10 protein-coding genes and 1 pseudogene are annotated in these 11,161 nt (G+C 42.2%); 4 read left to right on the forward strand and 7 right to left on the reverse strand.

Annotated elements, in window-relative coordinates; translation table 11 throughout:
* Positions 1 to 72: 72 nt before the first annotated feature.
* The gene (locus tag ACM0OX_RS33715) at positions 73 to 1,074 is read right to left on the reverse strand and encodes a phosphonate dehydrogenase (protein WP_414519346.1); all 1,002 of its coding nucleotides are present in this window, start codon (positions 1,072 to 1,074) and stop codon (positions 73 to 75) included.
* 10 nt (positions 1,075 to 1,084) lie between these two features.
* A pseudogene (locus ACM0OX_RS33720) lies at positions 1,085 to 1,258 on the reverse strand (phosphonate ABC transporter, permease protein PhnE); the annotation flags it as partial.
* Positions 1,259 to 1,422: 164 nt separating this feature from the next.
* On the opposite strand from ACM0OX_RS33720, the gene cutA reads away from it, so the two are divergent.
* From cutA to mtnB, 4 genes are all read left to right on the forward strand, one after another.
* Entirely contained in the window at positions 1,423 to 1,731 is a 309-nt protein-coding gene (gene cutA, locus ACM0OX_RS33725) for a divalent-cation tolerance protein CutA (RefSeq protein ID WP_414519348.1), read from the forward strand.
* Between the two features lie 158 nt (positions 1,732 to 1,889).
* The gene (locus tag ACM0OX_RS33730; protein ID WP_414519349.1) at positions 1,890 to 2,444 is read left to right on the forward strand and encodes a 1,2-dihydroxy-3-keto-5-methylthiopentene dioxygenase; all 555 of its coding nucleotides are present in this window, start codon (positions 1,890 to 1,892) and stop codon (positions 2,442 to 2,444) included.
* A 58-nt stretch (positions 2,445 to 2,502) separates the two neighbouring features.
* Positions 2,503 to 3,132, forward strand: coding sequence for an HAD-IB family phosphatase (locus ACM0OX_RS33735; protein WP_414519351.1), 630 nt, complete (start codon positions 2,503 to 2,505; stop codon positions 3,130 to 3,132).
* Entirely contained in the window at positions 3,123 to 3,758 is a 636-nt protein-coding gene (mtnB, locus tag ACM0OX_RS33740) for a methylthioribulose 1-phosphate dehydratase (RefSeq protein WP_414519353.1), read from the forward strand. Before ACM0OX_RS33735 ends, mtnB begins: the two co-directional genes overlap by 10 nt.
* Positions 3,759 to 3,762: 4 nt before the next feature.
* Here the strand turns inward: mtnB and ACM0OX_RS33745 are convergent, their stop codons facing one another.
* The 5 genes from ACM0OX_RS33745 to ACM0OX_RS33765 form a co-directional block, all read right to left on the reverse strand.
* Positions 3,763 to 4,968 (reverse strand): glutathione S-transferase family protein, encoded by a 1,206-nt coding sequence (locus ACM0OX_RS33745; protein ID WP_414519355.1) that lies wholly within the window; start codon positions 4,966 to 4,968, stop codon positions 3,763 to 3,765.
* A 538-nt stretch (positions 4,969 to 5,506) separates the two neighbouring features.
* A complete protein-coding gene (locus ACM0OX_RS33750) occupies positions 5,507 to 5,911 on the reverse strand; it encodes a DUF4112 domain-containing protein (RefSeq protein ID WP_194044034.1) in 405 nt (134 codons plus the stop codon).
* A gap of 325 nt (positions 5,912 to 6,236) precedes the next feature.
* On the reverse strand, positions 6,237 to 7,619 hold the full coding sequence (locus tag ACM0OX_RS33755; RefSeq protein WP_414519357.1) for an HlyD family secretion protein: 1,383 nt from the start codon (positions 7,617 to 7,619) through the stop codon (positions 6,237 to 6,239).
* 112 nt (positions 7,620 to 7,731) lie between these two features.
* Positions 7,732 to 9,948: a peptidase domain-containing ABC transporter gene (locus tag ACM0OX_RS33760; protein WP_414519359.1), complete on the reverse strand. Its 2,217-nt coding sequence runs from the start codon at positions 9,946 to 9,948 to the stop codon at positions 7,732 to 7,734.
* Between the two features lie 528 nt (positions 9,949 to 10,476).
* Positions 10,477 to 10,809: a hypothetical protein gene (locus ACM0OX_RS33765; RefSeq protein ID WP_414519361.1), complete on the reverse strand. Its 333-nt coding sequence runs from the start codon at positions 10,807 to 10,809 to the stop codon at positions 10,477 to 10,479.
* Between the last annotated feature and the right edge of the window lie 352 nt (positions 10,810 to 11,161).

The raw sequence follows: 11,161 nt of genomic DNA on the forward strand, positions 1-11,161 counted from the left end.
CTAATTCCTTTTGATTTGCGTTCTCTCATATCGCTTTTAGTCTAAACTCCAGTAATTCTGTCTGACTACTTCTTAATTATTTTCTATTGGACAATTGATTGCTCCTTGAGGAGAATGACCTTGTAGGGCTTGTAAAATATTTTGAGATGCTTCTATAGCAATGTCATATCGTAAATCATCCACCGCCGATCCTAAATGGGGAGTAAAAAAGGTTTGGTCTTGTTTCTCCAACAAAGATGGAGGAATTTTCGACGGGCGATCGCTACGGGCCCAATCTTCTAGTTCAAATACATCAGCGGCATAACCCGCTAAATGCCCAGAGGCTAAAGCATCGCTCACCGCTTGTTCATCAACTACTGAGCCACGACACGGATTGATTAAGAAACTCCCTGGTTTCATCCGTGCTAAAGATGTCTCATTTATCAAATGAAACGTTTCTGGTTGCAGAGGAACCATTAGCACCACAAAATCACTGGTTGCCAATAGCGTATCTAGAGAAACCCGTGACAAACACCAAGCCGCGGCTTTTTTCTTGGGTAAAGGCATTGCATCGGTGTAAATCAAGTTCATTTCAAAACTAGAAAGCCGTTGAGCCAGAGCTTGCCCCAGGCTCCCCATACCAACAATTCCCAGTGTTCGGTTTGCTAATCCCATACCGTATAGATGCGGTCGCCAACCTGCAAACGTGCCTTGACGAATTAAGCGATCGCCTCGCAACATCTGACGGGCTAACCCGATAATCAATCCAACAGTCAACTCAGCCGTTGGTACAGCCAATAAGCTAGGTACGATTGTGAACCAAATACCTTGACGAGTACAGGCATCAACATCAAAGTTATCGTAACCTTTCAATGCTCCGGCGATAATCTTCAATTTGGGACAAGCTTTCAGAAACGCCTCATCGATTTGATCTGGCATAAAAACCATCAAAGCTTCTGCATTTTGCGCCAACATGAGAATTTCTTCACGCGGTAAAGTCTCTCTAGTTGGATTTGCAACTACCTCACAATACTGACTTAAGTTTGTAATAATTTCAGGGTGAACCCAGTGGGTAATTACAACTTTAGGTTTCATCAGCAACCTCCTAGACTAAACGTTTCCTAAGATAACTACTAAAACTATCAACCAGAATGACCATAAGCAAAATAACTAGCAGCACTGCTGAAACTTCCCGGTCATTGATCGAGCGAAGTCCGCCAATTAGCTTAAATCCCATGCCACCAGCCCCGATCGCTCCCATAATCGTGGAGGCAAGAAAGAGTCAATATACTGTCATAACGAGATAAAATAAGTTTACTTTTGTAGAAAAGTGGATATCTGTGGAACCTCTGGATATTCATTTATCCCATTTACAAGCAACAGTAGCCAAGCTAGAGGGATTAGGGCGTATTTTCTCACTCTAATTGTAAGTCGGAAAATTTTATGAAACTCTACTATGTGACTTTAAATAATACAGATGAAGCCCGTCAAATTGGTCGGGCATTACTAGAATCTAAGTTAGCAGTTTGTGTAAATTGGTTCCCGATTACTTGTGCTTATAGTTGGCAAGGAGAAATTACTGAAGAACCAGAAGTTGTTTTAATTATCAAAACTCCAGATGGTTATGCTTTAGAAATCGAAAAACTTATTCAAGAGCATATTACTTATACTAATTTCATCGCCGAAATTTCCCCGACAGCAGTTAATCAGGGTTTTGTCAATTGGTTGAATGCAGAAGTTTCACCGCGCTAACAATAGAAATTACCTAATACCATTTCTCCCTCTGCTCCCGTTCGACTACGCTCACGGCAAGCCGGCTCTTCTGCTTACACAGCGATAGGATATTTTTTTAGTTGGAAGTCCCTTATGCCTCAAAAGCCTTATTCTAACTATTTTACTGGAGGTCAAAAATGGCAGTTCTCAAACTAGAAAATGGAACTCTCTACACCGATTTAATTCACATTGCTCAGGAATTAGCCCCCCTGAATATTCAAATTAATCGTCAGACTGTAGGAGATAACCCCAGACTCCAACATTTGTTGGCAAAGGATAGTCTCAACGAAGATGAAAAAGAACAAGTACTCAAAGCAATAGATAGTTACTTTGAGCAACTACAACAGACAGCCGGCTATAAATCTCGTGATTTAGTTGTCCTTCATCAAGGGATTCCTAACCTTGATGAGTCAATGGCAAAGTTTGACCAAATTCATACCCATGCAGATGATGAAGTCCGCTACATCATTGATGGAGAAGCGATTTTTGGCTTTGTACGTTCTGATGGGAGTCAAGTAGAACTGACAGTACAACCAGAAGAATATATCAACATTCCAGCCGGAACCGAACATTGGTTTTATCTCACCCCAGCAAGACGGGTGAAAGCAGTACGCTATTTCATCACTACAGAAGGCTGGATACCCCAATATACAGGCAGAGAAATTCGCACCCGCCAACCCCTAGTCAGGTAAATTCTAAATTATCAAAAATTACGAATTACGAATTACGAATTACGAATTACAAATTAGTATGAAGCGGATCGTTTTTTGTGACTTTGATGGCACTATTACAGTTGATGAAACTTTTGTCGCGGTTCTGAGAAAGTTTGCACCAGTACTTTCTGCAAAACTACTGCCTGAAATGTATGCAAAAAGGCTGACATTGCGAGAGGGAGTCAAGGAAATTCTACAATCAATTCCATCTGCAAGTTATCCAGAAATTCTGGAATTTACTAAACCTCAATTGATACGTCCTGGGTTTATAGAATTGTTGGATTTTCTGGAGTTTCAGGGAGTTTCATTAATAGTAATTTCTGGTGGATTACGGGGAATGGTAGAGGTTGTTTTGGATGAGATATTGCATAGAATAGAAAGAATTTATGCTGTAGATGTCGATATTAGCAGCACTTATTTAAAAGTAAATTCTGAATACGAAGGAGATACAGAACTGATTGCTAAGGTGCAAGTTATGGATCAATACCTAGCCGATGAAAAGATCGCTATTGGTGACTCCATCACCGACTTGAATATGGGATTGCAAGCTTCTGTTGTCTTTGCACGCTCTCCCTTAGCAGAATATTTAGATGAACACCAAAAACCCTATATTCCTTGGAATGATTTTTTCCAAATCCGCGATTATTTAGCAAAATCATGGAGTTAAACTCAACATTACCAGATCCTCGTTTGCAACTAATTGCCACTGCTCGGTATTTTTACCAACAAGGTTGGATGGTAGGAACTGCCGGCAACCTCTCGGCTAAATTAGCTGATGGTAGTTTTTGGATTACAGCTAGTGGTAAATCTAAGGGTGAGTTATTACTCAACGATTTTGTTCTGATTGCTCCAGATGGCAAAATAGAAGCATCAGCCACCCAGGTGATACCTTCAGCTGAAACAGCTATTCATCAACTAATTTACCGCCTGTTTCCAGAATCACTAGCTTGTTATCATATACATTCTATTGAGAGCAATTTGGTTGCTCGTTTGGTTGAAGGTGATAGTTTACTTTTACCACCGCTAGAAATGCTCAAAGGTTTGGGAGTTTGGCAAGAAAATCCCTATTGTGTAATGCCAATTTTTGCTAATCATCTCCAAGTTGCCCAGATTGCTGATGATATTGAACAACGCTTTGCCGTCACTCCACCGCAAATATCCGCATTACTAATTCGAGATCATGGTTTGACAGTTTGGGCTTCTTCTCTTGAAGCTGCTCGTAATTATATTGAGTTATTAGACTACATCTTTCGCTACATGGTTGCTGCCATTCGCTTAGGCATAAATATCTAAAATCCTACTTGATGGCAAAGTTAGACGGGTCTTGATCTCGTCGATGCTTAGTGGGAATGGGGTCTGGCTGCCCATCACCTGCAAGGGCTGCGGTTTTCTCCAGGGATTCCCTCAATCGCTTGGCTGCGTAGATAGACATATCTCGTGGTACATTAATGCGATCGCGCAAATATCGGAGAGCGACATCAGATCCCGATGGAGGTACACAGTCTTCCCCTGTCATCATGTGTGTTAAAGCACAACGTAGCGCTCGATCGAACAATTTATCATCTAAGGGGTTGACTCGGATAATATTGATCCGGTGATCGATTGTTCGTTTAAGAGCTTCCATACGGGAGTTTTCCGGCTCTGGATAAGTAACATCTGGTAGCCCGAACCAGGGGCCGTTATCCACCCGCGCTTTATTGAGAAACATCTGGGTTTCGCCGTTTTCCCAACAGCCCCCCATCTGCGGTGGCAAATCATGTGCGTGGGTGTGAAAGTCGCTCTGGGTACCGCAGTAGGTCGGTCGGCTTTCCATTGCCGCAAACCATGCACTCAAACGAGGGTTTTCCTCCCGCAGTGAGTAGCCCTTGTAGTAGTAAAGGCTCGCATTCATCCGTTCGAGATATGGCGTAAAAATGACATCGACGATGCCAAAGCTATCTAGAAAATAAGGGCTTGGGGTGCTACCCAGAGCTTCCTCTACCCTAGCCACCACTCCGATAAATTGTTCTCGGTTGCGTTGTTCTTGTTGAAAGGAATCGGTTCTAGAGCATAGCCAAGCGCACCAAGCTCTAAATAAAAGTCGTTCTAATTGACGTAGAGGAAGCACCGTGCGGTCTTCCATCCCTTGATTCAATGGAGCAAATACCTTTTCCAAAGCGATCAAAATGTCATCGCTTTCCTTAATAATCCGTCCATCTAGCTCGATCGCGGGGAGCATTCCTGATGGTACCTTACGTTTGTACCAACTTTCTTTCTCCCCATAGCAGAACATTGTCACTTTTTCGATGCGGTAGGGGATTTGTTTTTCCTCTAGCCATAACCAAACTTTTTGACAGTAAGGACACCAAGCGTGGTTATCGCGGTACAGCGTTACCCGCACATCAGATTCCGGCTGACCAAACAAGCGCAACCTGGCTCTAGCATTGGTGAGACCATTAACGGTATCTATTTGATAGTCCGTGAGGGTTTCTAGTTCTTCCCAGCTTAAGGGTGCGGTAGTCATAGGGGGGAGTTGCGTAGGGCAATACTTAGGACAATTCTATACTTTACAATATTTTCAATTACACCAAGGCTGAATTTAACCGATACTCACATCTTGCACCTAGCCCTAGCGATTATAAATCGCGGCTATACAAACAAAGTCCGCCTACGCGGACTAACGCAAAATTAAGGCTTTTCAACCTGCGGAGGCAGGTTCTGTCTGTGTAGCCGCGACTTCTAGTCGCTTGGTGCAAGATATAAGGATAGGTTCGCCCATCAATTCTTTCCATTTCTCTATTTAAGAAAAAGTTGAAGTGACGATGCCGCGTTCAAAGGTTCTGGCAATTTGGCATAACTTATCTCTGAATTGCCGTTTAAATGAGATATCAACAGAACAGACGCAAATCGCCAGTTGTTGACCCAACGGTGTAGAAGAACTCAACAGACCACCCACAGCGCTCGGTCATCGCTTCTCTACAACTGGCTAGTAATGTACTAGAAAATACATAGTGAATGTGCAATGGCGATGCCTGCGGACGTAAACTACGCTCTTTTCCTACTTAAATTTGGCTGAATTTTTGAGGATAAAGTTCATCAGACACTTTTTTTAATTCTGGTTCAACTACTGTCAAATGTTGCTCCAAAATTGCTAAATTCCGAATGTTGGACTTGTAGAAAGCATCAAACAAATCACCCACTAAAGGCACAGTACCAACGACTGTTTCCAAACCTACATTAAAAATCATTTTGGCTAAATCTTGACGCGGGATGCCAAACCGAGTAGCTAAAAATATAATGTAAGCTGAAAACGCTGTACTGATTAAATCACCAGCGCCTGGAACTAGACCAATGATTGGGTCTATGCCAATGCGAAAACCTGTCAAAGGGATACGTATTGATGTATCCATCAGACGGCTGAGTTTGCGGATGCGATTTAGAGTAGCAAGGCGTTTGGCAGCGTCCATAATTGACCATATTTACACTACTTTTAAATTGCACCATTTTTAGTTCTTTGTCTTGTACCGTTAGAAATAACAAGTATGAATAAAAATTCTGAATACCGCCTAAAAAAGCAGATATAGGAATCCGGTTTGATTCCTGAATTTACTTGCGTGGGCAGGGAACAGGGAATAGGGAATAGGGAACAGGAAAGAAGGTATAGATCCGTACTGAGTCTTGTTCAAAAATCAAATAGGAGTCCTATAGATGCATGATATAGTTTGTTGCGATGCCTGCGGTGGTAAATTACGCTCTATTATTGTTATGACCAATTTGCGATCGCAGTTCGTATCAAACATCTACAATTAGCCTTGCTTTTCTCAAAAAGAATTGGAGTACAGTCTCTTCTTTAGAAATAATATCGGCTCTGCCTTCCATTCCCATTTGAATGGAACATTGTCTAGTTTTTCGACCTAAAGATAGACCTTCAGGTTCAATTGTTACCTCATAGAAAGCAGCAGTACCTTTGGGAGCAGTTGCGATTGTCGGAGCGCCTGTAGCAGCACCATTATTTGCTGGTGGGAAAAATGCATCTGGAGAAATTGATTTAACTTTGCCTTTGAGAGTACCGTAATCTGGATAAGGACAAGCAGAAACTCGCATTTGCACGTTTTGTCCTGGTTTGAGCTTGTTTTTATCTTCAGTTCCTACCACTGCTTTAATTACCAAGGGGGCAGAAGTAGGAACAATTTGGGCGACTTCTTCTCCAGGGCGCAATGTTTGGCCGGGGTTACGTAGGTTTAGCTTGGAAATCACACCGTCTGCTGTGGCAGAAACGATTGTCTCCTTAAGTTCAACATTTACTTGTTTAAGTTCGCGGCCATCATGCTCGAACTTTGTCTGCATTTCAATCCGTTGTTGAATTAGGGCGTTGCGTTCTTTGTTTAATGTGGCGATGTTAGCTTGTCCCGTAGCTTTTTCTTGAGCAATGCGTTGAGAAGCGATCGCAATTTGTGCTTGAGTGGGATTGAGGGCAGCTTGTAAGCTTTGCAACCTGGCTTTAGTAGCTGAGAGTGCTTGTTCTTGCTGGCGAACAGCTAGTTGTGCTTCCTCAAATTGGTCTTGTGACAAAGCCCCAACTTTGGCTACATTCTCATATCGGTTTCGCTTTGACTGGGCTGCTCCTAAAGAGGCAGTTGCTGCTCTGACATTCGCTGCGGCTTCTTGGACATCACTAACAGTAGTAATTTGTTTGTCTTGATAATCCCGTTTGCGACTGCTCAATTCAGCTTCAGCTGCCGCAACCGCACGCTTACTACTGTCAGTTTGGGCTACAATTTGGTTATTAAGAGCATGAATCTGAGCATTGATTTGAACCAGTTGTAATTTTATTTGCCCAATGCTACTTTCTAGTTGGCTCTTTTTGGTTTGTAGGCGGGAGTCGTCAATAGTAGCGATCGCATCTCCTGTTTTAACTATCTGATTCTCTTTCACAAAAATCCGCACAACTGGGCCTTCCGTAGCAGCCTGAACCAGGCGCAACTCACCAGCCGGACGCAAATTTGCCTGTGCTTGAACGGTGACTTTGTATTTAGTTACAGAGGCGACGGCAATTGCTATTGTTACAGTAAGCAATGCAACTATACCGCCAACAGTAATCCAATTACCAAGTGGTGGAAGAAAATCGTTTTCTTCAGCTTGAGGAACGAAGACAGGATTAGATTGACTAACCATAATAATAAATTGAGGGAAAAATGATTTTAATTACGAATTACGAATTACGAATTACGAATTAGTAATTATTTGGTCGAGGAGTAATCCAAAATCTCAAAGAAAGAAGATGGCATTAACTAATGGCGGCGTATTTGCCATTAGTAGGACTGGAAGATTTCACCAGTAAACTAGGCGTTGATGACCGAACATCTTCTAGGAAGCCCAAGTGTTCGCCAGCAATTTGGCGCAATTCTTCTGGAGAACCTTGGATTTGCAAACGTCCTTTTTCTAGTAATACAATCCAATCGGCTCGCTCAATGACTCTAGGGCGGTGACTAATTAAAATTGTGGTTTTACCTTGGCGATAGGTAAGCAGTCGATCTAGTACTTCAGCTTCACTCACCGGATCGAGAGCGCCAGTGGATTCATCTAAAATCAGTATCGGTGGGTTAGTAATTATTGCTCTGGCGATCGCTAATCTCTGCCGTTGCCCACCAGAAAGATTAGCTCCAAATTCTCCTAAAACGGTATGATATTTGTCAGGTAATTCGCTAATGAATTCATCAGCTCCTGCTATTTGGCAAGCTGTGACAATTTCTTCAAAAGTCACCTCAGGATAGCTGAAGTGGAAATTATCAAAGATTGAGCGACTCCAGAAGTGTGGGTCTTGCGGTACTAAGATTACCTGCTGTCGCAGACATTCTAAAGATAAGTCTTGTCTGTTATAGATGCCATAACGGATATTGCCTGACTGGAGAGAATATAAACCAGCCATCAGTTTGGCTAGGGTACTTTTACCACAACCAGATTTACCAATTAAAGCAACAACTTTACCACCAGGGATAGTCAACGAAAAATCTTGCAATAGGTCAACTCTACCAGCATGGTGAAAGTTAACTTTAGTGCAGATAATATTTGCATCAGTGGATATTTCTGCCCAAGGCTTTTTCTCTTCATTCGAGTCTTCTGCGGTAGCGTCAATCACTTCTGCCATCCGTTGGATGACAATTTGGGCGGTAATAAACTCATCAGCTAACCCAATCGCTGAAGTCAGGAAACCGAGAAAGTTGCCACTCATGCCATTAAAAGCTAGCAGTTGACCGATGGATAACGTTTGATTAATTACTAAATAGCTGCCTAACCAGAGTAAACCTATATTAGTTAAAGTTGAAAGAATATTAGTGAATGTACTGCTGTAGAGTTCGAGTTTCATCGTACTCCAGCCCAAGTTAGCGAGGCGACCATAGTTGGTTTGATACTCTTGCCAAGCTTGCGGAGTTGCTTGTGTTGTTTTGAGTACTTGGACGCCGCGAAAGGTTTCCACCAAAAAGCCTTGGTTTTCAGTGCCTAAAACGATAAGTTTACGGGTTTTCTGGCGCAAAGCGGGTAAGAAAAGCAGGTTAACTAAGGTGACAATCACAAATGCCAATACAGAAGCCAGAGTCAGTTGCCAACTCAAAAAGAGCATAAAGCCCAAGGAAACTACAGCAATAAAAAATTGGCTAGGTAAACCAAGAACAATCTGCGAAACTAACTCATTGATCGCATGAATATCGGCAATTCGGCTGACGACTTCCCCACTCCGATGTCCTTCAAAGTAAGATAAGGGCAAGTGTAAAAGTTTTCGACCGTAGTCCAGTAGCAGTCCTAATTGTAAGCGCTGCCCGAAGTGACCGATGAGGTGAGACTGTACTAAACCAATTGCACTTTTAAACAAGTTTATGGCAATTACCCCAATTGCCACAGTAGTTAGTAATTGAGTATCTCCCCGCACTAGCACATCATCGGTGAGGAGTTGCATCATTAAGGGATAGGCGAGAGACAAAAGTCCAATTACAATATTGATGGCGATCGCCTGACCCAGAAGGAAGCGATAGGGCCAAACACGCACTAGATAGCGTCCAAAGCCAGTCATTTTGTCATCCGGCTGCTCAGAAAAACGGGTGTCGTCTGGCACTAACAGCAGCATAATCCCATTGCTCCAACCCTCAGCTAATTCTTTACGGCTGAGGTAACGGATACCAAAACCAGGATCGGAAATTACATATTTTTTTCCTTTTTGACCGTATAAAACTACCCAGTGGTAGCCTTTCCAATGTATGATTGCGGGCATTGGAGCTTTATCTAAACTGTCGATCAGTTGTGGAGAAGCTTTGACTTGGCGGACATTGAATCCTAAAGCTTCTCCACCCCGATTTAAACCAAGTAGGGTAGTACCTTGCGACCCCGTGCCTACTGCTTCTCGTACTCGACTGAGAGTTAAAGTGCGTCCGTAATGTTTGGCAACAGTTGCAAGGCAGGCAGCGCCACAATCTTCTTCACTGTGTTGCAATATGCTGTGGTATTTCATTGTTCAATGATTAAAATTAGTGAAAAGGAAACTGTTGTTACTCAAACCTACTAATTCGTGAAGATTTTAAAACTATCCTGAATGGTAGCAGCCTTTTCACAGCTTAGTTCTTGAAAAAACTATATCGTTGTTTATATGTACTCCGTGGTTGTTGATGTTAGACATTGTTTTTCTCTTAGTTAATTGAGAGAGTTTAGTAAGTTGAGTCGCTGCCACGCTGGCGTTTTAGGTGTTCGCCTTCACTGCACTCCTTTACAATAGGTAAATTTGATTAGGCGCACATCGTCAAATTAGGAAATTGGCTTTCCAATTTTGGAAAGTCAATAGAAAAAGATAACTAAAACTTCTTAAAGGACTTTTAAAAGCATGTATCAAAAACCGAAATGAAAAAGTAGGAGCGAAAACGACCTCGCCCCTACAAACTGCGAGAAAAGGATGTTACTCAGCTAAAAGCGAAGGTGAGAGCATTCTTTTCTGTTTTAGGTTTTTCAAGGTTCTATTATGCGGTATGAAATAGAACCGAGCTGATTATGCAGGTAGTACAGACTCGATGTTGTTGTTAGCGTTACCGCCTAAGTTACCTTGTGAGCCTGGTTTTAGATAGTATGCCTTACCTTTGTAATTCTTATCTGTGTAGGCATACCAACCCTTGTAACCCGTTACCTTGTACCAAGATACCTTATTCTTATAGGAGCCTAAATCGGTATATCCTTTGTTGAGACCGATCTCATTTCCTGTACCGTTATATCCGGTCGAAATGTATAAGGTACCACCACTAACAGTAGCAGCGGCTTCGTGGTCAAGGTCTTGCACCAATTCGATGCTATAAAGGTCTTGGGTTTGGTTGTTGATGTTAGACATTATTTTTCTCCTTAGTTAATTAAGGGAGGTTAGTAAGTTGAGTCTGTGCAGCGCTGGCGTTTTGGGTGTTCGCCTTCACTGCACCCTTTTACAATAGGTAAATTTAATTAGACGCACATCGTCAAGTTAGGAAATTGATTTTCCAATTTTGGAAAGTCAGTAGAAAAAGATAACTAAAACTTCTTAGAGGACTTTTAAAAGCCATCAGTGATGTATCAAAAACCGAAATGAAAAAATAGGAGCGAAAACGACCTCGCCCCTACAAACTGCGAGAAAAGGATGTTACTCAACTAATAAGGGACTTCCAAATAAAAAAATATCCAATTAACTCCTGTGGGGTGGGCATCTTGCC

It is taken from the genome of Nostoc sp. PCC 9305, assembly GCF_963920915.1.
GTDB lineage: Bacteria > Cyanobacteriota > Cyanobacteriia > Cyanobacteriales > Nostocaceae > Nostoc.

Coding starts and splice junctions, on each gene's coding strand:
- ACM0OX_RS33755 (WP_414519357.1), bottom strand. CDS start 7,619: ATGGTTAGTCAATCTAATCCTGTCTTCGTTCCTCAAGCTGAAGAAAAC.
- ACM0OX_RS33765 (WP_414519361.1), bottom strand. CDS start 10,809: ATGTCTAACATCAACAACCAAACCCAAGACCTTTATAGCATCGAATTG.
- ACM0OX_RS33745 (WP_414519355.1), bottom strand. CDS start 4,968: ATGACTACCGCACCCTTAAGCTGGGAAGAACTAGAAACCCTCACGGAC.
- cutA (WP_414519348.1), top strand. CDS start 1,423: ATGAAACTCTACTATGTGACTTTAAATAATACAGATGAAGCCCGTCAA.
- ACM0OX_RS33760 (WP_414519359.1), bottom strand. CDS start 9,948: ATGAAATACCACAGCATATTGCAACACAGTGAAGAAGATTGTGGCGCT.
- ACM0OX_RS33730 (WP_414519349.1), top strand. CDS start 1,890: ATGGCAGTTCTCAAACTAGAAAATGGAACTCTCTACACCGATTTAATT.
- ACM0OX_RS33715 (WP_414519346.1), bottom strand. CDS start 1,074: ATGAAACCTAAAGTTGTAATTACCCACTGGGTTCACCCTGAAATTATT.
- ACM0OX_RS33750 (WP_194044034.1), bottom strand. CDS start 5,911: ATGGACGCTGCCAAACGCCTTGCTACTCTAAATCGCATCCGCAAACTC.
- mtnB (WP_414519353.1), top strand. CDS start 3,123: ATGGAGTTAAACTCAACATTACCAGATCCTCGTTTGCAACTAATTGCC.
- ACM0OX_RS33735 (WP_414519351.1), top strand. CDS start 2,503: ATGAAGCGGATCGTTTTTTGTGACTTTGATGGCACTATTACAGTTGAT.